We start from the raw sequence: 26,068 nt of genomic DNA on the forward strand, positions 1-26,068 counted from the left end.
TCTATTATTTTCCACTATCTTACAACCGACTTGCTTTGCTCTAGCTTGCTAAGCAGTTTTGCAACAGCTAAATATGTGTCTGATGGAATGTAATCATCAATATTGGATTGTTTGTATATACTTCGTGTTAGCGCAGGGCTTTGTATGATTTTTACTCTTTTTGATCGCGCTATATCACGTATCTTTAACGCCAAGTTTCCTCGGCCCTTGGCAACAACTTTTGGCGCCATCATTACTTGGGCATCATATTTTAATGCCACAGAAAAATGTGTTGGATTTGTAATAACTACAGTTGCAGTAGGTACATTATTTAAACCCGACTGCTTATCTCTAAGCTCTTTCTGTAGTTCTTTCCTCTTACGCTTTAGGGTTGGGTCTCCATCTCTTCTCTTGTGTTCTTCTTTTACCTCATGCTTAGTCATTCTCATATCTTTTAGAAACTTTTTCTTCGAAAAAAGAAAATCAATTAGTGCAAACAATGCAACGATTGGAGCTGTCATGAAAAATATTTCTACGACAAAATCAATAAAGATATCAGCCGTACTCGCTGGGTTTCTACCTAAAAGCCCGACCCAAGACTCCATAGCTCCAGCCACATACCAGGTCAGGAAAGCGATTAAAATGGAAATCTTTAAAACTGACTTAAATAAGTCAAATATACTCTTTATCGAGAAAATTTTTTTAAACCCTGATATAGGGTTTAGCTTCTTAAAATCTGGCTTTAATGTAGCTGTCGAAAAAATCAGTCCCGTTTGTAGAACATTTCCAAGAATTGCAAAAATTGCTGCAGCAAGCATTATTGGTGCGAGTATTGATACCCAATCACTAATTGAACTTGAGATCCACGCTAATACATTCTGAGTGCTGCTATTTACATCATTTATAGAACCCATCATAGATGATGTATTGTGTAAAACCCTATTGATTAGCTTCTTCCCGAAAGCTAATAACATCATTAGAAAACCTAACAAAGTTATTAAGGATACAACTTCAATACTCTTCGCTGCCTGCCCTTTTTTTCGGGCTTCTTGCAGTTTAAACTGGGATGCTGGCTCCGTTTTTTCTGAACTTTCGTTAGATGACATCAGACTGCTACCTTTTGCCAGCTATCCGTAATTCCTTGGAAGATTGCACTTATAGGTTCTGGCATGTAGTGTACTGACACTATTAGCAAAATAATTCCTATAAGAATTTTGGCCGGCATTCCAACGAAGTAAGGGTTCATTTGTGGCATTGTTCTTGCGAATATAACGACCACGAGATCAGCCATCATCAGGCCAAATATAACTGGCGCAGCTATTACCGCTCCATACAGGAACATTTTCCCCATAGATACAGCTGAGTTTAAAATTCCAACTTTATCAATACCTGTTCCAATTGGGACGACTATAAATGACTGGTAAATCCCCTTAAGAAGAATATGGTGTGTATCACTAGCAAATAGAATCGCGGTTCCAGCTAGAGCCAACATTGTTCCAACTAATGAATTTTGGGAACTTGTACTCGCATTAAACTGCGTCGCAGCTCCAACTCCCATCTGAAAGTCAATTAACCTACCGGCTATCAGAAAAGTGGCTGTGGCGGCTGTAATCGCTGCTGAAAATGCAACACCAATAACAATTTCTTTTATCAGCATAAGCGCTAGATTGAAATCGTTAGCTAAGCCAATAGAGGACAAATCCAGGGCACTGGAAATCACTAAAGAAAAAGAAATGGTCAAAAAAAATCGTATGCGTAGCGGTATATTAATTATGGCTTGCAGCGGAAAACTAAAAAAAATTGGAGCCAACCTGGCTGCAACAAGCAAAACTACAATAGCAAAATCACTTCCAGCCTTAACTAACATTACATGAACTCAGCTATTTTTCTAAAAATATCCTCCGTGTAGATTACAATTGTTCCGAGCATCCATGCTCCAAAAGCAAATATTACCGCGACTATACTCAACATTTTGGGGACAAAAGTTAATGTCATCTCCTGTATTTGAGTCACAACCTGAAAAATGCTAACTATTAAGCCTACAAATAAAGCAACGCCTAAAATTGGTGAGGATACCATTGCAGCAGTTTTTAGCATTTCCCGAACAAGGTCTAAAGCTACCTCTGGATTCATACTAAAGTCACACGCACAAACCTATACAACTTTATACTTTAACTTAAACTAACTATTTAATTAGGTAGGTTAAATCGCTTTAAGGCATCAGACAACGAACCTCCATCTTTTTTCATATTGGTATCCAGTAAGTTTCTAACAATTTTCTTTGAAGTCTCTTCATCACCAGCATCGTGAGCCAAAAGAGAGGCTGCAAACTGTCCAGAAAATGAGGCAGGGTTTAATCGATTTGCCAATTTTGTAAATCTTTTGGCTTCCTGCTTATCCCCCTGTAAAACACTAATAATTGCGAGAGTCCCTTGACTCTCCGCAAACTTAGGGTTTAAGTTTTTCACTTCCAAGGCTATTGTCTTTGCCTGTTTCAAATCTTGTTGAAATATGTAGCACCAAGAAAGAGCATTATAAGTACCTAGGTGGCTTGGCATCTCACTAACGGCTTTCTTGAGGTGATAAATTGCTTTATTCAAATCCTGCCGCAACATTGCAGCAAGACCACAACCTAAATGGGCCCTACCACTATCAGGCTTTGTTGAAAGTGCAACCTCAAAGTAACTGTCGGCCTTGCTTAATTTGCCTGTTTCTAACTCTACAACACCTAATGTGACGTTTGCTTCAAGATTATCTGGGCACCTTTCAATCAGCTTCTCTGCTCTCTCCTGTGCTAACTCTGTATTCTCAGAATCTAAGGCGATCGTTATTAACATTGATTCCACTTCAACTGAGAGCTCATCCTCATTCAACAGTGGAAGGACAAGTGCTTCAGCTTCAGAGAATCGTCCAAGAGAGTGTAGAGCTCGCCCTTTTAGTAATTGCGCCCTAGAGGTAAGTCCGCTCATTTCCTCTAAGGTACCTAGAGCTTCATCTGCTTGACCTAACCCCATTTGAGCCCAAGCTACATTGTACCTAACCACATCCTGCGGAATACTCGCACTATACAATTGAGAGAAACTATCAATCGCAGCTAAATACTGATTCAAATACAAACACAACATTCCCTGCTGAAATATAAATTCACTCTCCTCGGGCCAATGCTCTACGGCACTCTCCAATTGGGATTTGGCCTTATCTAACTGACCCGCCCTCATATATAAATCTATAAGGTTAGCGGCTAATTTTTTATTGGCAGAATCAGCTGCAAAGAAGGCTTCATACCTTTCTATTTTATTCAATAAATTTTCCATAAACCTTCAATGCCAAATCTGTCAGATCAAAAACTTAATTTATTATTTGTAACTTCAGAATTCCGTACTAAGTCACCACCCCTAATAACTTATAATTTTATAAATTTTCAATTTATTTGGGCATTTAAGATTTTTATAAATGTACCACTCCTAATCTCCGTGTAAAGTAAAAAGAAAATATTTTTTTAAAAATACTTAACCCGTCCTCAAAATAGAGCAATGACCGACTATTAGGGCGCAAATGAAGACAGTCCTTAATTGCTGACACCCGCCGATTCTTAAATGTAATTACCACACAACATGCCTTCGGCAGAGATTTTCAACCCCAACCTAACACACAAAAATAATCCACCCTCTATTCAAGGGCTCTTATTTAATAGCTAATACCGTGCACCAAACTACGCTTCTTACACACCAGCCATATATTTATCTTGCTCAGCACGCACTCTATAGCAACCCGTCGTCAACTAACAAAACGATTCAACCTCCTTCTTTATAGTCATTAGTACTGCCCATTTGGTAAGCGAGCCCCCTATCCGATCTCGCCTACCAAATTTGGATCGGCCATTTACTTTACTGACTTTCTATCTGTTATTTTTAGGGTTTTTACTTTCAACTATGTCGTCACTGTTACACTCACCTCTTATCTACCTACTGTCGATTATAGTTTTGCAACATTAATTCATATTTTTTCCACTGTTCGCCCCACAAAGTTTTCATCTTTATCATCATATCTTTTGCGGAGTGAATACCAGCTTTGCCGATTGAAATTTGATCCCCAAATACATCCACTGGTATAAGGAATTTATTAACTGGTTGTAAAACATCCCAAGAGCTTGTGAAGTGGGTGATCTGCCCTTCGCGAGGAGTGCGTCGATCAACTGTATTTGGGTGTACCCCAGCAGCGTTAAACATAATTCCTTTATTTTTACTTTGATTAGCTATTAACCCCGATGTTATTAGGCCGCCCCCCAGTGAATGTCCTATATAAATAATTTCGCCATCAATGCCCTTATCCAGCAGGCCTACTAAATTCATTGCCGTTTCGTACTGCGGGCTCTTAAACCCGAAGCCTTGCAATGGATTATCAATAAGCCAGTCTACAAAGTCATTTGACCCTTGATAGTTGACATAGTATTGATTTCGTTCTTTGTGGTAATAGACATCGACTGCCAGTTGAGGCGTTTTTTCACTGGTTAAAGTGGGACCAAGGGTATTGGGTCCACCCGTTCCTGCAACAATCCCATCCAGCTCTTCTTCACTAAACTTAGCAAGGAATTCTTTTTGTTCTTTTTCGCCCCATACCTCTGCTCCTCGCGCACCAGTAAATGGTTTATCATTATCCTCATAGGAGCCTGCAGCCAATTCCACAGCTATCATATGTTCTTCCATTAGCTGCAGGTTTTCTACCTCTCTACTAGGTTCACCTTGAGTGGTGAATGCCGTCTGAACATGCGTCATTAGGGCCTTAGTGGCAACATTGGCAAACTCAAAATCCCTCTCCCAGATCAGGCTCTCGATTGCTTCGTTGATGGTTGCATCATATGTCTTATTAAAAATTTGCTTGAGATTAAATAAGCGCTTACCGGTATTGCCGTCACTACTCGATTTTGGAAGTGAGTATGTACGCTGCTCATATGTCTCTTGATATGTATATCGCTGTGTAAGCCCGGCAGTTAGGTAGTTCTTGGCCAGTAATCCCCAGTCAAATGTATTTTGGTTTCCAAAAGTGATGTTTATGCCTTGCTCAATGGTGTTGATTGTTAATGTTTCTCCTGCAGGGTTATTGTTTAGATATGCTGCCGTTTTTCCAATTGTTTGGCTGTTTTTTGCTAATGTTTCCAGCCCTTTCATCGCTCCATATGTAGCCATTTCTGTGACGCCGGCCTGAGCAACCCCACTCCAATCGAAGCCACTCTGTAAACCAACAGCCATGTTGGCCAATTGGTTGGTAGTGGCAACGGCGGCTCCAGCGGCAAAGGCACCCGCCGCACCGGCAGCGACAGCACCTGCACCGGCAAGTGCGCCCGATACCGCACCATACACCCAAGGCCCCAAATACATCGAGGCCACCACAGCAACCGCCAGCACAATCACCTGGGCCAAGCCACAGCCATCGGAATCAACCGGTGGTGGTGGCGGTACATCGGGCAGGGTTGGACTGATATCGCCCAGCTGTAGGCTGCCGTCTACAGGACGGAAGGTGTCGGCATTGTTATGGATATTGGTGACTACATTGGGCAGTTCCAGGCGCTGCCCTCGGGTCAGAACCTCATCTCCGCGCAGACCGTTGGCATCGGCAAGCAGGTACCACAGGCTGGAGTCTCCCCAGATCGTGGCCGCAATGGTTTGCAGGCTTTCACCGCCCTGGGCCTCGTAACTGGTATAGCTGGCAGCCGGGTAGCTGGGGTTGATCGGCTGGAAGTTCTGGTCAAAGTCTGCCGATTGCACCGCCTGTACATGATCGCCGTTGTCGTTTAGGTGGCGGTTGCCGCTACCGTCAGTTTCCGCCAGCGCTTTCACATAGTCATAGCGGCTCGGTACCCGGTCATTACCCACATCCCCCACGGCGTGGCCATTGAAGTAATAGAAGTGACGCATCTCGCGACCGAGTGTAGTTTCCCCGCTATCGCGAATCTCTTCGCGCACCAGAGTGCGGCCCTCTTTATCGGTTACGTAAGCCCTGGCACTTTCATTGGCCACATCGTAGACCCGGCGTATATGGCCGTTGCTGTCATAGGTATAGTAGGCCTCACCGCTCTCCCACTGGGCGCGCTGCTCCGGGGTGAGATCAGCGTTATCGGCGTTGATCACTACCGACTTAGTTTTGTAGGTATCCCACTTCTCGTAACTGTTGTGCAAGGTGGTGACCGTGGGCGCCGCACCGCCTTCGGGATATGCCCTGGTAATCGAGGTATCCACTGTTGCGCCATCACCGAGGAAGGTGTTGCGCATCCGCGTAACCTCATCGGTCGCCCGACCGCTGTCGTCATAGCGGGTTGTCTGGTAACCCAGCAGGGTGCCATCGGCATTGTGATGATTCTCGGTCACACTAAACAGGGTGCCATCCGAGTCGTACTCGTAAGAGGCGGTCACCTGCCCTGCATGGTTATTGACTCGTTGGGCGCGCAAGACAAAGCCGCTGCCCTGGTCGATATGTACGGTGGTGACACGGCCATTGGCATCGTAGGCGTACTGCTCGCGAATGCTGCCATCACTGGCGCGCACAGCTTGATAACGCTGATCCAGGCCGTTGTAACTGATCGCGGTTCCACTCTCTCCCATCACTATCTGGCCGTCCTGGAATTCGCCCAGGGTCAGGGTAAAGCGGTTGTTCTTGTCGTAGGTGTAGTAGAACGATTGGGTTTCCCCTTCGATAGTGCCGTCTAAGTTATCCACATAGCGGCCGTTGTAAACACTGCTGACACTGCGGCGGTTACTGAAGGCATCGAAGGTGTAGTCGATCTGGTAGGCATTACCGTATTCGTCGTAGCCTTCAATGCTGACAATACGGCCCTGCTCATCGTATTCAGCATTGCTGTGCTGATATACCACGCGCCCGTTGTTGTTATACAAGTCGTTAGAGCGGTAATAGAGCTCACCGGTGCGGTTGCCCGCCTTGTCATAGCGGTATTCGGTCACCGCCGGCGCCACCGTATCCCCGACTGCGGCCTGGTCCCCATCGGCCAGACCGTTGTTGCCATAATCGAAGGTGCGGAACAGATTGCCGTTATGGTAATAGGTGTAGCGAATATCCTGGTTGTTGCGGTCCTCCCACAGGGCATCGCCGCTCATACCGGTATTGCCACTCTGGCGCGACAACCAGCCGGCATAGTTATAGGAGTATTCAATGCGGTGGCCACCTAAGTCGTCGTGCCAGACCGCTTTACCAAAGTAGTCGCTGACATCGGTAATCACGTCTTCGCGGGATGCCTGTGTCAGGTCGACCTCAACACTGCCCCCCATAGCCGATTTGGCCACCGAGGTGATATAGCCTCCCAGCAGGACATGCTCAGCCAGCCCCTGCTCGTGATCGCTGGTAGCGGCGAGCACACTGCGCGTGACATAGTCACTCCAGGCGTAGGCGTAATCGGTGATCTGGCCGTTATAGCTTTTGTACTCCAACACCCGGCCGAGGCCATCGTAGCGATAGGTTTCCTGTCCAACTGTGCCGCTGGCACTGGCATCGCCCGTATTGTCAAAGCTGGAACTGAGCACATAGCGGGTATCGCCGTAGAGCGCATTGCGGTGACGGATCCGGTTGCCGAACTCGTCGTAGTCCCACTCATCGTAGTAGGCGGAGGCGCCGTAGTTGTAGTCGATCGCCCGGCTGCTGTCCTGGAAGCGGTTCATCCGCACCAGCTGGTTATTGGCGTCGTAGTGGTAGGCCACCTGATAGTAGAGCGCACCGGTACCGCTGCCGCGCTCGCCGGCCCGGTAGGCCAGTTGGCTGGTCCCCTTGAGATTGCCGGCCTGGTCGAAGGCCTGGGTATCGTAGTCTCCCACCGCGTCCTGGCTGGCAACCAACAAGCCCGCAGCATAGTCCTGCAAGCTCACCTGCTCGTGCTTGATGTTGTAGTTGTCGACAGCGGTGCGAGTGGCGCTGCTGGCGCCTGCGGCGGCTTGCGCGGCCACTTTTTCCATCACCGTCTCGCCGTAAGCGTTAACGCCGTACACAGTGGCGGTGTGGGCGCGGAAATGGGTCATCTGCTCCGTGTAGACATCCGCCTCTGGTTTCAACTCCTGCACCACATTGCCGCGCTTGTCGTACTGGTACAGGGTGGCATTGCCATTGTTGTCGATAGAGGCCACGGTTTCGCCAAAGGCGTTATAACTGGCGTGGTGGGCAATCAGTGTCTCGTCATTGGCGGCACCAGTCAGTTGCAAGGCAATATTGCGGACTGCCTGGCGGTTATACATGCCCACCTGGGAGTAGAACACCGAGCTATTCGCGTCACCATCGGAACTGGCACTGCGGGTATAAGTATTCGTGTCAACAGTTTTCAGCACCTCGTTGGTGATATTGCTCACCGAGCCGCCACTGTCGTTATTAAATTGGCCTTTGGCATGATTGAGCAAGGCCCCGGTCTGGTTGTTGCCGCTGTAGGCCCAGAGCTCGAAATCGAGAGCGGTGGCACTGTTGTCCATATCTGAAGTGTCGACATAAACCCAATCCTGCCCGGTAGGCACATCGACCTTCTTCGTCTCACCATCGGCCGCAAACGTGATGGACTCAGTGCCCGGCGGTAAAGCGTAGACCTTGACGCGCTCAGGCGAGGTATAAGTCGCACCACCGCCGCCGGCGTAATGCCCCCAGCTCTGGCCGTTAGTCTTCATAGACACGGAGATGGCAGGATTTGGCCGGCTCTCTGAAACTACGTGATAGAAACCAGCAGTGATCGTAAAAGTGCCATTGCCGGTGACGATAACCGTTGCCGAATTGCCACCTATGGATAGATTCAGCTCAGCGCCTGTCGCATCCCGCAACCCCGAGACCGTAAAAGTGATCCTGGCCTGCATTTCGTACATCTGATCACCGTTGCCAGTCGGCTCAGCACTCAGAACAACACTTTGCACCGAGTCATAGGTAACCGATACATCCCCGTAGGCTTCCACTTGCCCTGGGTAGCTGGCAGCGACGCTGCCCGGAGGCAGTCCATAGGTTGTCTCATTGGTAGCTAACGAATCGGAATAACTCAAATCGATACTCTGACCGCTGCCCTGCTTGGACGCTTTATAACCCGCTGAAAGCCAGAAGGTATTCACCTCCGGCAGGTGCTCCAGGCCTACCCCTTCGCCCGGCAGGCCGACACTGCCGTCCTGGGTGGTCGCGCTGCTGTTGTAGAGGTCAACGGCATGCAGCACCAGGCCATCTGGGGACAGGAAGGTCAGCGACAGCGAGTGCACCCCGGGCGCGAGGGCAATTTCCATGCCGTCGCTCCAGTCGTACTGGGTGTTGTCCATTACCACTGCGCCCTCGGCATTCTTTGCCAGCACCTGCACCTTGGCGGTGCTGCCAAAAACATCGGCCACATCCGCACTGGTGAGACTGAGGATGTTATCTGCCAGGGCCCAATCCAGGCTGGGCATCAGCGCCAGGGGGTTATTCTGGGCGTCATCCAGGATATCAGCGGCCTCATCATCGCCGGCCTGAAGGAAATTACTGGTGACGTCGTAGTTATAACTCTGGGTGGTCACTACTACTTCGCGCCAGCCGTACTCAACGCCGTCGTGGGACAAGGGTACAAAAACATGTAACTGTTCAATAACCGCTATATGGTCCGTTTCCACGGTGATCGTACGGCCGCTATCCAGGGTCACCTGGCGGCTGGTAACGTACTCCAGAGTATCCCGCTCGATATAACCGCGGCGGGACTGTGTACTACTGCCCTCTAAAAGCCACTCATCGTTACCGAGTAACTCATCAAGTCCCTGCCGCTGCTCGGCAGTAAGGCCCAGCTCCTCAAAACGAAGCCTGTCATCATTTTCATCCAGGTAAAGAAGCTCATCACTGTTGTCCAACCAGGAGTTGGCACTGTCCACCGCCTCGGCATCGCCGGGGTTGCTGGTATAACCGCGCCCCTCATCGTCGACAAAGTAAATACTGCTGCGCTCGGTTGTTTTACTGCGCGCCGCAGGTAAAGTGAGTACATGACTGGCAGCCACACTAGTGCTTGCCGGCATGTCCCCGCTGCCCAGGTCCACCCACACGGAGCTACTACTGGAGTGGGTGGTCTCCCGATTGCGGGCACCTACGGTCGGTACACTGCCACTGCTCTCGCCATAGCTAACCTCGTTTTGGGTTTCGCTGTCGTCGTTGTCGACATTCCACCCCACATCCAAATCTGGATTGTCATCCGGTGTCGCCAGTGGGGCTTCCACCACGGTGATCAGTTGATCTTCCTGGTCGTAAAGGCTGTATTTCCACTGGGTCTCACTCTGGGTGGTCTCGTTCAGCGCCTGCTGCACGGTGGTGACATCTTCCAGGCCATCGTTATTGATGGCGGAGATTTCCAGCGTGGTGTTGCCGTTTTGGTCATACAAGTAGATGCGCGGGGTGCCATTGCCGCTGTTGGTTTTAAACAGGCGACCCAGCTCGTCGTAGACAAAGTACTCCTGGTACTGGTGCTCTGCGAGGCCCGTGCGGCTGGCGGTGTTGATGCCCTTGCCAACAATCTGCCCGTGGGTGTTGTAGGCGATATCGTGCTGCACCCGGTCACCACTATCGGTCTGATCGGCACTGCTGACGCGGGCGGTCTCGCGGCCCTGGGCGTCGTATTGCAGCCAGGTCACCACCTGGGTCTGCTGGTTGTCGATATCGGTTTGGTAGCTGGTCTGGTAGACCGCATTGCCGAAGGCATCGAAGACAAATTCCGTGGTGCCTTGGTAGTTGGCATCGCCGCGATTCTCCCGCGCATCGCGAGTCTCGGTGCGCACGCCCAGGGCGTTGTAGCGGTGGCTGGTCACCTGGTCGCTGTCGTTGTGCACTGTCTCTGCGGTGCGGTTGCCATACAGGTCGTAGTGATAACTCACCGTGGCGCGCACGCGGTCGCCGCTGTAGTCGGTGTACTCCGCGCCCTGGGTTTGTGCCTGCTGGCCGAGGGCGTTGTAAGACACGCTCTCCGTGCGGCTGTCGCTGGCATTTTCATCCCCGTCGTAGCGCACCGCGGTGTCTTGCAGGCCGGTTTCGCTATAGCCGTAGCGGGTCACCAAATCGCTGCTTACCTGGCTGCGACTCAGGGCGGTGCCCGAGTTGCTGATACGGGAGAAGGATTCGCCTTTGAGGCGCTCCTCCAATAGCAAGCCGCGGCCGCTGTAGACATACTCGGTGGTGCGCAGCTCTTCGTCATATTCCTCAGAAGTGAGGTTGGCAATCAAACCATCGCGATTGTCATTGTAAAGAGACTCCAGCCAGGCGTGGCGCGCCTCATTGTCGGCGGGGGCCCCGAGGCCATCAAAGTTGAGGGCCATGGCATAGCGGGTTTGCGCGATTACTTGGCCGAGACCATCGTAAACAGATTCAGTGACATAGCCGAGGCGGTCTACCATCAGCACTTGGTTGCCGGCGGCATCAAAGAGGGCAAAGCTGGGTTGGTCTTTGCCGTCGATCTGGATAATGCTGTTGCCATTGGCATCGTAACTTACCTGATACCCCTGGGTGCTGCCGTGGCTGAAGCCCTCTTGCAGCTCGCCCTGGTCGCCGCTGGTGGAATCCGGGTCGACCAGGTTGTTGAGGTCAAAGAAGATGCCCTCGTCGCTTTCCGTTCTCACCAACAGGTTGTTGGCGTTGTAGTAGAAGTGCGTGCTGCGCCCGGTGGTAAGTTCGCGATCCTGTAGCGCCAGGGCATCGTGGCGCCAGTGCCCGGAGGCACTGTCGAGATCCAGTGCGGCTGCGCTGCCGTCCCAGGTGCTGCCGTCGATGTGCAGGCGCTGGTCGTAGCGGACTTCCGTGGTGAGGTTCCCGGCGGCGGTATACACGTTAAACGTGAGGCCGCCATCGGCATCCAAAACCAGTACCTGCTGATCCAGGCGATTGTAAACCGAGGCGACAGCTTGGATCTGGCCGTGCTGGGTGCCGGAGACACTGCCGTCGCTGTTGAGTGCGGCTCCACTCAGGCCGCGCTGGCCTTCGTAGACCTGGCGGCCCAGGGCGTCGTAGCGCACTTCGGTAACCTGGCGCAGGGTGACCTGGCCGATCGCGCCATCAAAGTCCGGCGTGTTCAATGCACTGTTGCTGGCGGCGGCAAACTCCGGTCCGATAGAGGTGATCATCCGGCCGCGGTGGTCGTAAGCCATCTCGGTGGTGCGCAGGCCCTGGGAATCGGTTTTCTCACTGGCGGCACTCACATCCCAGTAGCGCCCCTGAGTCATCTCCACCCGGTCAAAGGCGTTGTAGACATATTCGGTAATGGCGCGCACTTCTCTTGTCGCGGTGCTGTGGGCGCTCAGCGCTGCGGCAAACTGCGGTCCAGTTTCCTGGGTAATGCGCCCCTGGGCATCAAACTGGTAGTCGGTGCGGGCGCCGAGGGCGTCGATGGCCGCAGTGCGGTTGCCGGCGGCGTCGTATTCATAGCGGGTCTCACTGGCGATTGCCTGGGACGCAATCAAGTCGTAACCGTATTGCGTCGTCGAGAGTAGCTGACCCCGGTTGTCATAACTGTTGGTGGTGTAGCGGTCGCGCACCACATCCTGTTTGCCACTGAGCAGTGCGTCGAGTGCGGCGGCATCCAGTGCGGCAATATCCACATCGTCAGCAAGCTTCTCGGCGTAGCTGCGCACCGCCGCGGCCTGGCCAAAGGCGTCGTATTCATAGGTCGTTACAGCGCCATTGGGCAATACCTGGTGGGTGAGACGATTGTTGGCATCGTAGATAAAGATGCCGGTATTGCCGTTGGGGTCGGTGGTGGCGACGATATTGCCAAAGGCATCGAGCACCGAGTGGGTGCTGCCACCGCGGGCATCCACCTCAGCCACTTTGCGCCCCAGTTGGTCGTGCTCCTGGGCGCTGACATAGATCTCACCTCTCGGGCTGACCAGGGTCGCCAGCTCATCGAAGTGGTTGTAGCTGAAGTAGGTCGTGGCGATGCGCTCGTGCCGACCGAGGTCAGCTTCACCGAGGGCGGCGCGATTGGCAATGGTGTCACTCTCGGCGTCTGGCAGACCCGCAGTCTCCTCTACCAACCGCCCCAGGGCGTCGAAGCCACGGTAGGTCACCCGCTGCTCGGGCAGCCCCTTGGCCTCGATCGTGAGCCAGGTTTCACCGAAGGCGGTGTAGCGCTGTTCAGTAATCACTCCGGCGCTGTCAATGGTGAGGACCACTTCACCACGGGCCGAATAGGTGTAGCGGGTCGAGCGATCCTGGGCGTGTGCCAGGGCACCGGTATCGATACTACTGGGTTCGCTATTCAGCGGGATCGCCTGGCTGTAATGGGTCTCGGTCAGCACCTGGCCCAGGGCGTCGTAGTTCCAGGTGGACAGGTAGCCCTGAGAGCTATTGCGCGGTACCAGCTGATGGGTCAGTCGACCGGCGGCATCGTAGCTGAGATAGGACTTGTAGCCGAGCTGATCGGTGATCTCAGTGCGGTTGCCCAGAGCGTCGTAGCCGTAGTACTCGGTAAAGCTGCTGAGTCCGCTGCCATTCCAAACTTGCTCAGTGATGCTGGTTTTGCGTCCAGCGCTGTCGTACTGGGTAACGAACACTTGGTCGGTGGCGCTGCTGCTGCCAATAGACAGGTCTCCAGCGCGCAAGCTACCCCAATCGGCGACAGCGGGTACGCTAATTCGGTTGGCATAGCGGATAACCGTCTCGCGGTTATCGCTGTCGCTATAGCGAGTCTCGGTCACATAACCGAGGCTGTCGACACTGTGGGTGCGGCGCCCGCTGGCATCGTAAATAAAGAGGCTGCGGCGATTGTTGGCGGCATTGGGGTCCAGGTCTGCGGTGGTCTCACTGGCCAGGGCAATGGCCCGGGCGTAGGTGATCTCTCCGGCCACTTCGCCACGGGCGGTGTACAGGGTCTCGGTCACATAAGCGTACTGGGCCCCATCCCGCTCAAAGACCTGCAAGCGGTGGGTCTGGCGACCGGCGGCGTCGTATTGGTAGCGGGTCTCCCGATCCAGGCTGGTATCGCGCACCAGGTCGTCGACACTCTCGGTAGACGGATTGATTTTGTGCGCATAGCGGATCTCCGCACTGACGCGCCCGGCAACATCGTAACGGGTCTCGCTCACCTGACCCAGTGAGTCAATGGTGTAGGTGAGCTGGCCGTCGCCATTGTAGATATAGCGGGTGCTGCGCTGGGCCACGCCACTGTCGAGCAGTGCGGCAATCGCCTCGGGGGCGGCGCCACTGGCGATGTTCGCCGGCAGGTCTGCGCTGTCTAGGAACGCACCGTACTGCACCTTGCCAACCAATTCGCTGGCCGCGTTGTACTGGCTCTGCACCAGGGTGTACTGCGGGTTGTCTGGGTTGCCACTGGCGGAGAGGGTGTATACCGCGCGGCCTTCGGCGTCGTATACCGTATAGCTGGTATGGCCGAGGGCATTGGTCACGGCGGTGCGATTGCCATCCCGGTCGTACTGGTAGTGAGTTGCGATGGCCAGCCCATCCGGGTCGACCGTTTCACTTTGCACCCGTCCCAGTTCGTCGTAACTGTACACTCGGGTGCGGGTGTAACTGGCGGTGCCCGCCACGCCGCCACTGAGATAACCCTCGCGCATCTGCAGCAGGTTGCCCTGGCCGTCGTAGTCAAACTCAGTGAGCAGGTTGAGGCCCGAGTTATCGCTGCTGGCATCCACGATCACCCGCACCACGCGGCCGTTGTGATCGAATTCCGTGCGAGTCACGCTGCCACTGGCATCCACCGTCTCTTCAAAGCGGTGGCCGTAGCGTTGGGTCGTGGTGAGGTTGAGTCCACCCACATCCTCGGTGCGGGTCAATACCCGCCCCTGGGGGTCGTAACGCATCTCGGTGCGCACACCGCGCTCATCCAAAGTGGCGGTGAGCTGACCTGCGGCGTTGTATTCACTGCGACGCATCTCACCCAGTCCATCCTCGGTACTGACCAGGTTGCCCTGGGTGTCGTACTCATAGCGCGCCTGGCGGTGCCAGCTGCCATTGGCGTAAAGGGAGACCTCGAAGGTCTCACCGTGAATGGTAAACAGGGTTTCGGTGTGCACCCCCTGTGGGGTGGTCATTTTCTGTGAACGACGCACATCGTCATAGCTATAGATAGTGGTGCGATTGAGCGCGTCGGTGCGGGTCAGGACGCGGCCGTAGGCGTCATAGCTCAGCTGGATGCTCTGCCCCAGCGCATCGCGCTCCTCGACCACCTGCCCCAGGCGATCATAGAAATACGCGCGCTGGTTGCCCCGCGCATCCGCAGTCGCCTGTACTTGGCCGAAGGCGTTGTACTCACTGCTCGTGGTCACCGCTGTATAGGCGCCGTAACTCAGGTGCGTACTACTGGTCAGCACTTCACCGCGGCGGCTATAACTGAAGTCCGTCTGCGCAAAGCGGCTGTTGGCCCGGTCGATGGCCTGGCTGAGGTGGGTGCGCTCGCCGAAGGCGTTGTAGGTAGAGGTGCTGGTAAAACCCTCGCCGTCTGTGCTGCTCATCAGCAGACCGCGCTGGTTGTACTCGCTGCTGGTGACGGTGTCCCCATCGCTGGCGATACCCTCGACCAAGCTGTCCAACTGCGCCGCATTGCCATTCAGGTTCAAGCTGTGCAGCAGGCTGTCGCTGAGGCGATTGGCGTACTGGCGGCTGCGGATCAGTTCGCCGAACACGCTGTAGGCCAGCTGGCTGACCTGCCACTCCAGGGTCTCCGAGCCCGGTTTGAACACCGGCGCAATGGTATATTTCAGTTGCCCGTCTTCGGTGTAGGCATAATAGGTGGTGTAACCGTTGGCATCGGTGCTGGACAAACGCCGCCCGGCGGCATCGTAGCGGTACCCTTTGACCTGCCGCCCCAGGTGATCCCACTCACCGGTCACCCGCCCGTGTACATCGTACTCCCAGTGGGCGTCGCGAGTGGCGCTGTCATTGGCGCTAAAGGTCGCATCGCCCTGGTAGTTGTCCAGGTAATTATCCAGGATCGAGCCGGAAGTTATCGCGAGACCACTGCGGCTGCTCTGCAGCTGGCCGTCGGCGGTATAGGTGAAGTGACTGGTATTGCCGTAGGCATCGGTGCTGTAGGTCACCTGGTTGCGGCTGTCGTAGCGCCACTCAGTCACCTGATCATCATCACTGCTCAGCAACTGCCCGGTGGTCTCTGTAGTGACCTCCAGGGTGCCGATACGACCGCTGCCGCGTACCAGGAACATGCCGATATTGAGCAGTTCCACATCCGGGTCCAGGGAGGCCAGGTCCGCCTGTAAGTCCCGCTCGAAGGCGTGCCAGTTACCATCCAGATAACTGGCATCCAGGGGGAACTTGTAGTAGGTGGTCCCACCAGAAGAAGTATATTTTCTTGGACTGGGCTCTGTAGAGCTGTATTCGATATAGGCTCTGCCCTCAGTAGTCTCCACCCAGAAGAAAATCCGGCTGGGGGCACTGAGGTTCATTTCAACGCGAACTTCAGCCGTGTCCTCAATTCCCCACCAGCTCTGGCCCGCACTCTTTTTCAGCTTGAAGCCGTCTCTGGTGCCCGAGCCGGAAAGCTCAACCACTTCCCGCTGCATACGAACATCGTATACCTTCTCTATCGTGGCACTGCCGGAGATCTGGGCGTAGATACTCCAGCTGTCCAGTCCCTGATCTTCTTCGTTAAAGCGGTGCTGGATAAAATTGAGGCCCTTGAGGGTGAGGCGCGAAGCGTCGCCGTTCACCACATCGAGTGCGTTGTCGAGGCCGTTGAGTGCGCTGGCGTAACGAATGGTTTTCACCCGGTTGCCGGCGACATCGTACTGGTGCTCGGAGAGGTAACCCTCTGCATCAATCTCGGCGACTTCGCGACCCTGGGCGTCGTAAATCCAGTAACTGGTGCGGTCGTTCTGCGCGTCCACCACCGGGCGCAGGGTCTTCAGGGTACCGCTGTTCAGCCTGTGTGCGCTCTCGCTATAGCTGGCCACCCGGTTGGCATAGCGGGTGGTTGCCACCAGTTGGCCGGCGCGATTGTAGCGATACTCAGTGAGATAACCCTCCTGGTCCAGTGTGCCGCTGACCCGTCCCGCCTCATCGTAAAAAGTGCGGCTGATACGGGCATCGGCCAGGTCCACTCCGCTGGCCGTGGCGCTGAGATATTGGGTATAGCTGTCGCCGGGGGCGAGGGTAAAGCGGCCCTCGCCGCTCTTGCTCACAGCGACACCATCCACATCCAGGGTATAAGACAGGCGGTATTCATAGACACCGCTGCCATAGAAGTCCTTGTCCAGCTCCACCGTGCCATTTTCTGCATCCACCGGCAGAGTAACCCACTCACCCTCGGGCAGTGAGCGAATGGATAGCTCCACCCCACTGGCGCTGTAGGACGGGTCCAGGGCCAGGGTTAAACGGGGGTTTTCCACCATTTGCAGCTGCCGCCCCACCTGATGTTGGAAGGGGTCATCCACCAGACTGGTGCCATCGTTGTAGTGGCGGGTCACCTGCACGGTGTAATCGCCGTCGGGCAGCGTGGCGCCCATCAGCAGGTTGAGGCGGCCGGCAAAGGAGCCATCGCGCAGGGTGGCGGGATCGATCCAGGTCTGCACGGGGGCGCCGATGGCCGTGCCGGTGGCATTGTCGATCACCACCGCCTCCATATAGGCGATCGCCGCCGCCTCCTCGGCACTCAGGTAGCCCTCAACGGCATAGCCCTCCGCAGTGCTGCGGTGATAGGTGGGCATTTCCCAGGTGGCCGGGGTAATACCGCTGTCGTTGGCGGCGAAAGCCCCAGACAAACTGCGCAGCAGGCGATCGTTGTCTCCGTAGCGATTGCTGTCCAGGCGATGGGTGCCAATCTCAATGGTGCCGATACGGCCGCTGCCGCGCACCAGGAATCCATGTATTTTTTCTACCTGAACATCGGAATCCAGCAGGGCTACATCGGCAAGAATGTTCCGCTCGAAAGTATGCCAGTTACCGTCTAGATACTTTGCTTCTAGAGGAAACTTGTAATAGCGAGTGACACCATCAGGGGCAAGGTAAACTCCCGGAGCGGAAATCTCTGAACCATACTCCACATAAGCCCACCCAATAGAGGTCTCTATGTGGTAATAGAGTTTAATAGGGCCGGTTAGATTAATCTGCGCGCGCGCGACCACCCCATCACCGATATTCAAGTAATCATGGTCACTGTCGTTATAGATTCTAACGCCGGCATCAATCCCCTCCCCGGAAAACTCGATGACTTCCCTCTGCAAAATGGTGTCATAGACTTTCCCTAAAGACGCATTATCAGAATCGTCTTTATAAATTTTCCAGTGATCCAGATTGAAGTTGTCGGCGCTGTTATAGGTATAACCGGCATAGTCGGTAACACCGTCCCGGTAAGTGACAACCCGATATTCGTAATCGCCGTTGAGGTCATTCCCCAAATTAGCGCTGAAGTGGTCGCCGTTTTGCTGCACCGCAACCCGCTGCCAGGGATTCTCGCCACTGACAGGGGTATCGGTCGTAATTTCTACGGTGCCGATACGGCCGCTGCCACGCAGAATAAATTTGCGGAAAGCCTGTATTTCTTCAGTGGGGTCCAAATAGGCAATATCGGCGAGGATATCCCGCTCGAAGGTATGCCAGTTGCCATCCAGGTATTTATCATCAAGGGGGAAGGTATAATAAATATGGCCGGAAGCCACTAGAATATAGGGCTCTGTGGCCTCTGAATCGTACTTGGCATAGGCGATACCGCTGGCGGCCTTACTGCTGTCCAACTGGTAGTAAATTCGATATTCACCTTCACCAGCATATTGCATCTCAACGCTGGCCTTGACCCCATCGGCAATATCCCAAGAATCCCTATCGGCATTTTTACTGAGCGTAAAGGCATTATTGGCACTATCACCGGAAGTCTCCACCACCTTGCGCTGTAACTGGGTGTCGTACACCTCCGTCACGGTGGCTCCCGCCGGGCTAGAGTCAGAAACCCGCCACTGCTTCATATCTAGGTTATCGCCGTTGTTATAAGAGTGACGTACAACATCACTCCCCCCAACCCGGCGGTACTCCAGATAGGTGACTTCATCGGCTTCACCGAGGGTAATCGCACCGATACGGCCACTGCCGCGCACCAGGAAACGATCGATCTCTAACAACTCAACATCCGGGGCCAGAGTAGCGAGATCCTGGCGCAAGTCACGCTCGAAAGCATGCCAGTTGCCATCCAGGTATTGGCTGTCTAGAGGGAGGTTATAATAAATAGTCCCCGATTCAGAAACTTCAATAAAAGGACTGGAGATAAAGGGGTTATATTTTAAGTAGGCGCCCCCCTCCGAAGTCTCAACCCAAAAATATAAGTAAGTATCCCCCTGCAAGTTAACTTCAATACGGGCCTGAGCGCTGTCACTAATATTCCATGCTTCATGCGCGGCATTTTTATGTAACTTAAACCCATTACTTGTCCCCGTACCGGAGAAAGCGACGACATCCCGCTGCAAGAACTCATCGTAAACCCGATCAATGGTTGCACCGGCTGGAGTGCTGTCGTAAATCTCCCAGCTATTAACATCCAGGTTTTCACCGCTATTCAATACATGGCGAGGAATATTGAGCCCACCTGACTGAGCGGAAAAAACCGAGTCAATTTCTACAGTGCCGATACGGCCACTGCCGCGCACAACCAGCTCTCTAATGCTCTGTATTTTTTCACTGGGGTCAAGGGAGGCGACATCTGCAAGAATATCCCGCTCAAAGGTATGCCAGTTACCGTCCCGATAGCGAGACTCCATAGGGAAGGTGTAATAAATATTGCCACTGGACAAAACCTGAATATAAGGCTCTGTAACTGACGGACTGGAGCTGTATTTAACATAAGCTGTCCCCGTAGATGCATTGCTACTGGCCAGCTTGTAATACAAGTTAACCGGATCATCAGCGGAAAACTGAACCTGAACTCGGGCAATACTGCCATCAGTAATATTCCAGGAGGCAAAACCTTCCTGCCTCAGGGTAAAAGCATTATCCGTGCCGCTACCCGAGACTTCTATTACAGCGCGCTGTAGTTGAGGGTCATAGACTTCCGCAAGCGTTGCCCCGGCAGGACCGGAGCTGGAAATTTTCCAGTGCTCAGAATCCAAATTATCAGCCGTGTTATAACGATAGCGGGAAAAATCCTGTGCACTCAGGCCCGCATCGGACCAGTTGACAATATCCACCCGGCCGATGCGACCACTACCGCGCACAAGAAGATTATTAATACTCTGTATTTGTTCATCGGGGTCCAGAGAGGCCACATCCGCAATAATATCCCGCTCAAAGACATGCCAGTTGCCATCCCGGTACTGGGCCTCCAAAGGGAATTTATAATAGATCGAGCCGCTGGTAGCGCTTATGGATATAGAGGGACTGCTAACGCTTGAGGAATAGGAGACATAGGCAACCCCGTTACTTGCCTTACTACTGGTCACTGTATAATAGAGCCGCGTATGCTCTTCACTGGAAAATTGAATTTCAGTGCGAACCACGCGACCGTCAGTGATATTCCAGGAATCCCCGGCTTCATTTATTCCCAGTTTAAATCCATTATCTGTACCAGTGCCGGATGCCTCCACCACCGAACGCTGTAACTGCGAATCATAAACTTGTGTAACAGTCGCCCCTGCGGGAATAGTGTCATAGACACTCCAGTGATTGATATTAAAACTATCTTCACTGTTAAAGGTATGACGGGAGTAACTGTGGGAACTCAGGTTGGGATCAGACCAGTGTATCACCCGGTCTTCGGCTGGTTGCTCACCGATCTCGACGGTAAAGGGCTCTTTGTCGACGGTGCTGTCATCGTCGTAATACAGAGTTAAGGTAACACGATAAGCCTGGCCCGGGGGCAAGTCACTGCCGACCGATAAATTTACTTCGCCATTATAACTGCCGTATAACTGCGGCCAGGTCTCTGCGCTGGAGATCAACTGGTTATTTTGATCGCGCACTTCGGCCACAATTTTTTGCAGGGCCGGGCTGGAACCGATTGTCACCGGGTAACCAATAATCCCCACTCCAGTGTCTTCCTGTAGAGAGACGGTGCTGTACTGGAAATCAAAATTACTGGTTTTCGCGACCCCTTTATCTACGGTGAGTGTCGGATCGCCAATCGTTTGCTTTACTGTTTGCCCATCTTTCTCGTAGCGAATTCGGAAATGGTAGCTCCCCTCAGTGATACTGCCCTCATCCACATCGCCGAGTACGACTTTTAAATCGCTCCCTTCGTCATTGACCAAGACACTGCGCCAGTCGCCGGGGCTATGTTCATACTCAAAAATAACACTGGTACCCGCGGGGCGCGAGCTGGCAGGCCAGCGGAATTCGGTGGGGTGATACTCGGTTTGGTTACCTACTTCATAGTCAAAGCGATTGGTACCCGAGGAGCGGCCACTCAAATCATAGGTAGTCACCTCCACTTCATAGCGGCCATTGGCCAGTTCACCTCCATCGGCTAAATTAAGATTACCGCTATAACTGCTGCCGTTTTCATCCAAGTATTTCAGGTAGCCAGCGGGATCAATCATGCTTGTTGCCACAAGACTGCCGGTGACTTTATCCAGTACTTTAACATCAGCACGGGAAACTGCGGCAGCCTGGGTACGACTAAAATAACCAGTAATACTTGAGGAATTCGCTACGCTTATATAGCGAACGGCATCAGATTCAAACGAGGTACTAAAGCTAGTATTATCATCGGAGGTACCACTCTTATTAACTCTGAAAGTGCCATCGGTAGATTTAATGACCTGCCCGTTATTGCGATACTCAATAATAAAGTCATAGTAACCATTTACCAGCGCACCCAGAGTCGCTTTATGATATCCATCACTACCAACTGGAGATTCATCTGTCCAGTCTACGTCTTCACTGCTTCCTTTAGGGCGGTACTTAAACAATACTGCGGCGCCTTCGGGCTGAGTATCCTGACTCCATTTTATAGTTGTGGGGTCATAAGAGTGTTGTGTGCCCTGTTCGTAGGTAAATATATAAGGGTCATCATCAGGTGTATTATCTGTTTTAGTAATTGTTAACGTCACCGTATAAACCCCATCGGGGAGTTTATTACCAATACGCAAATTTACCCTGCCGTTCCACGACGACATATCCTGTGGGTAGGTATAGGTCGTATACTCAACACCCGTTACATCGTTCACAGACACTGCTTTTATTTGCTTAATGTCTGTCCTGGTCGAATAGCCCGTTAACGCTGAAGAATTGGATACAGATTCCGTCTTCGCCTTAAAATTGGTCGATATTTCCTGACTGGTGCCACCGATCGCAGTAAAGGTATTAGTCCCTTCCTGTTTAAGTGTACTCTCCGAGAAATACTGTACTTTATATGTGAGACTGCTACTGGGGGGATTATCAATTGCAACGGTATTGCTGTTGCCACTCATGGAGATATTTTGGCTTACCCAGGAGCCACTGCCGTTCCGATAATAGAATTTAGTAGTTGCCTCTATTCCTGTATCGGGGTCATCCCATTTGATGCGGGTGCCGATATCAAATGTGTTAGTACCAGCACTATGTAGTATTCCATCTTCTGGGCCAACAGGCTCCAGCCCTCCTCCTGGAGTCTCAAAATACAGATACCGTTTTTCTTGAGCAGTAACTGTAACCTTGTAGCTACCTGCAGGTAGATCGCCGCCCCCTTTGGTAAGATCGACACTACCATCCCAGCGAGCATAAGTACTGTCAGAATAAAAATAGTTAAAAGTACTGCTGTAGCCTGAGGGTAGGCTACTACCGGAGAGAGGTGTCACAGTTACCGTGAGAGACCAGCCAGAGTGTTTGGACTTTAATCCGTTAGACTTAGTTGTCCACCAGCTCGCAGTTGGAGATCTAGTGAAAGCATCTTCGCTCAGCTTAGGACTGCCCGATGTAGAGTCAACTGCACTGCTCTGAGGATAGACCGTCACATTTTTGCTTTGAGTCACTGCGCCGTCGACATTGCGCACCGCAGTGCTGGAAAAAGCCATCCCGGTCGGGGGTTCAGCCGCGCGGCTTGTATGGTTATTTCCCACATAAATAGTGCGATTTTCAGTAGCCGTATATTCCTCGGCAACAATGGTACTGCTGGCATAGGTATAGGGCTGTACCGGTGCACGGGTATAGGCGGTGGTAATTGCGCTGCCACTGACCGATTCTGTCTGGGTATTTTCCACTCGCTGGTAAACAGTGCCGTACAACGTGTAATCGTTACGGGCCGTGCGTGTGCTGGGACTGCTATCCAGATCGACACTGCCTATATAACTGGCGGTGTCGCGCTGGTTAAACCCTGGGCTATCTGCCTGGGCATAGCTCTGCACCGGCTCCACCCAGTGAGTGGCACTGCGGCTGGCAACCGTGAGACTGGCATCGTTGGAGGCATATTTTGCCTCTAACGAATCCGTCGTTTCTGCGGCGGGATCTTCAATATAAAGATTATATCGGGTGCTGCTCAGCACCTCGCCCTGGGCGGTGTACAGGGTTTCACTCAGGTAGCCCTCTGCATCGACAAAGAAGCGCACCCGGTCGGCATCATCATAGTATTGATAAGTGGCGCGGTCGGCGCTGCTATTGGCCGCCGGACGCAAATCCTCCAGGCTGACACTCTCCTCAATACCGACCAGGGCATCGCCGTCTTTAATCAGCAGGCTCTGCAACTGGGTGCCACTCACCGGGGTGCTATAGTGCGTGGTTTGTATTTGCCGCCCCTCGGCATCGTAGTGGAATTCCGTAATTGCGCCCGAGGCACTGATCACCGCCACCATCTGTCCTTTATCATCGTAAAGGCTGTGGCTGACGGCTCCGGCGGCATCCTGAGTGGCCCGAATGCGCCCGAGGTGATCGTAGAAATACTGGACCTGCCCGCGAGCACTGAGGCCGTCGCGGGTATCGTGATAGACCTCACTAATCAGACTGCCGTTGGTGGCGTAGGTGCGGGTTACCTGTAAACCATTGGCATCGGTACTGATAATCTGCGACTGAGCGTCATTGTAAATACTGGTGCTGGTGTAACCCTTGGCATCGGTACTACTGAGCAAACGACCGAGCCCGTCATAGACATAGCTGGTTTTATAACTGGAGGAATCTGCACCTGTGCCGCGGGGGTCCACGGTGTGCAGCAGTTGGCCACGGGCATCATAAACGGTATAGCTGGTGGATTCAGTACCATCGAGAACGCCGTCCCCATTCACATCCACGGTACTGTAATCAGTAACGCTATAGACCTGACCGCGGAAGTCCAAACGGGTATCACTTCTGCGCGTGGCATTTTCTAGTTCGCTACTGAGTATGTCCGCCTGGGTTTCCTGCGCCCAGGTATTCAGGGCACTGAGACTAAAATCAATATCGTAACTGACGCTTGCCTGGGTGTAGGTATCCACCAAGAACTGATCAAAGTAGCCGTGGTGCAAGTAGGTGATACTGCTGATAGTGCGCGCGGTAGCGGTTGCGTCGTCGTAGCGGGTCTCTTGTACCGTGCCGTCGTGGCCTACCACATAGCGCAGGCGCTGCATGTCGTCGTAAACATAGTGGGTTACCCGGGGGTCTGCTGGCATTTCCTCGCCATCGCCATCGGGGTCCGGTTGCAAGTAGACCGTTTCCTTAATCAGCTGGTTATAACTGTCGTATTCCCGCTCGAGCGTATTGCCCTGCCCGTCGCGCAGCAGGATTTGATTGCCGCGACTGTCATATTCGTAAACCGTGGTATTGCCGCTGTGATCAGTTTTTGAGGTTAAATTACCTTCATCGTCATAACTGTACTGGGTACTCTCGCGCACGCCATTTTGGTCTGCGGGGGCTTTTAATTCGATAACCCGTCCGGCGCCATCAAAAACCAATTCCGTTTGCGGCCCGATCCAGCTGCTGGCATCGGATTCGGGGTTAACCACTTGAGTAATTTTGGTGGTGTTATTTTCCAGGTCATAGCTATAGGTGGTGATACGCCGATCGCTGCCATCCAACTCTTCTGCAAGACCGGAATTAGAGTGGCGACCACTGCGCACTTCACTGACCCGATAATCTCCCAGGCCGTCGACATCGACGTACATAAACACCATGTAGTTGCCATCGCTTTGCTCAATCGTGTGAACGCGATTACTGCTGCCGTCATAGGTGTATTCGGTACGGTATACATTGCCATCGGCAATGCTGTTATCTTGTGGGGTTAAGTCAACGGTTACTGAGTCCAGCCGCCCCTGACTGTCGTAGCTGTAATACAGCCGCTGCTGAGCAGCGCCATCGGTGCTAACACTAACACCGGTAACTTTACTGCCGCTGTAGCTAATGGTGAAACTCTGCCCAGCCGCATCGGTGATGCTATCGACCAAGCCGCTGCTGTTATGACCAAAAACCAGTTGCCGGCCCTCGGCATCCACGCGGGCCACCATTTTCCATTCGCCATTAACCTGACCGTATACTTCTTCACTGCGACTTGAGCCCTCACGCCAGACCCATTGATTGCTGCCACTGTCATAAATGATTTGGTCGTGGGCACCGGCGCCGTCACTTGAAACATAGGCCTGTTGATGGGCATCAAACTGGTAAATTGTTTCTGAGCCATCACCACCGATACGGGTAACCTGGCTGCCCGTCTGCCCGGGACTGCCAATCAGGTTGATCAGCTGGTTGGAAAAATTGAAGCGAAAACCGTCGTTGTTATCACCATCCATCTGCCCTTGGCTGTTGTAGGTGCGCAACATGGACAAGTCGAGGCCAGCTGCCGCTACAAATTCATCCTGTTGGCGCAAAACCAGGTTACCGGTTGAGGCGTTCACATAAACAGACTCACGCCCTTGACCAAAACTCGCTGAACCGATACCGGTCTTTGTGCTATTGAAAAGACCCAGCGTATCTCCACTTATAATGGCGACCATGCATTTCCCCGAAAAAATTTCATTATTCTGCTTATATAGCGCGCAGTGTATTAGCCCCATACAAATGCCAATAAACACCAACGCTTTAAATATATATCCAACGTTTTACCCAAAACGTGCAGAAAAAATTTCATTTTTTATCTAAAAAAGGGAATTGACCCACAAGCCACTACTGAGAAAAAGAACTGCCATAAAAATTTAAAGTAACAACCAAGCAAACATTCAACATCGCTTGGCAAAGTTGCAACCTATTCCTAATAGTTAGAATTGTTATAGATAGAGTATAAGTAGGTATGTACAAT

General features: G+C 52.6%; 5 protein-coding genes. All 5 read right to left on the reverse strand.

Annotated elements, in window-relative coordinates; translation table 11 throughout:
• Window positions 1–14: 14 nt before the first annotated feature.
• Complete coding sequence (locus ACJJI4_RS14980; protein ID WP_444925664.1) at window positions 15–1,085, reverse strand: EscU/YscU/HrcU family type III secretion system export apparatus switch protein; 1,071 nt, start codon at window positions 1,083–1,085, stop codon at window positions 15–17.
• Complete coding sequence (locus ACJJI4_RS14985; RefSeq protein WP_444925665.1) at window positions 1,085–1,846, reverse strand: flagellar biosynthetic protein FliR; 762 nt, start codon at window positions 1,844–1,846, stop codon at window positions 1,085–1,087. The genes ACJJI4_RS14980 and ACJJI4_RS14985 overlap by 1 nt, the downstream gene beginning before the upstream one ends.
• Complete coding sequence (gene fliQ / locus ACJJI4_RS14990) at window positions 1,846–2,112, reverse strand: flagellar biosynthesis protein FliQ (RefSeq protein ID WP_444925666.1); 267 nt, start codon at window positions 2,110–2,112, stop codon at window positions 1,846–1,848. The genes ACJJI4_RS14985 and fliQ overlap by 1 nt, the downstream gene beginning before the upstream one ends.
• Before the next feature lie 56 nt (window positions 2,113–2,168).
• Window positions 2,169–3,293, reverse strand: a complete 1,125-nt coding sequence (locus tag ACJJI4_RS14995; RefSeq protein WP_444925667.1) for a tetratricopeptide repeat protein — start codon at window positions 3,291–3,293, stop codon at window positions 2,169–2,171.
• 651 nt (window positions 3,294–3,944) lie between these two features.
• Entirely contained in the window at window positions 3,945–25,766 is a 21,822-nt protein-coding gene (locus ACJJI4_RS15000; protein ID WP_444925668.1) for a hypothetical protein, read from the reverse strand.
• Window positions 25,767–26,068 lie beyond the last annotated feature (302 nt).

The organism is Microbulbifer maximicatervae (SeqCode) (assembly GCF_052467305.1).

Excerpts from the sequence above, each read along its gene's own strand:
- ACJJI4_RS14980 (WP_444925664.1), bottom strand. The coding sequence starts at position 1,085 with ATGTCATCTAACGAAAGTTCAGAAAAAACGGAGCCAGCATCCCAGTTT.
- ACJJI4_RS14985 (WP_444925665.1), bottom strand. The coding sequence starts at position 1,846 with ATGTTAGTTAAGGCTGGAAGTGATTTTGCTATTGTAGTTTTGCTTGTT.
- fliQ (WP_444925666.1), bottom strand. The coding sequence starts at position 2,112 with ATGAATCCAGAGGTAGCTTTAGACCTTGTTCGGGAAATGCTAAAAACT.
- ACJJI4_RS14995 (WP_444925667.1), bottom strand. The coding sequence starts at position 3,293 with ATGGAAAATTTATTGAATAAAATAGAAAGGTATGAAGCCTTCTTTGCA.
- ACJJI4_RS15000 (WP_444925668.1), bottom strand. The coding sequence starts at position 25,766 with ATGGTCGCCATTATAAGTGGAGATACGCTGGGTCTTTTCAATAGCACA.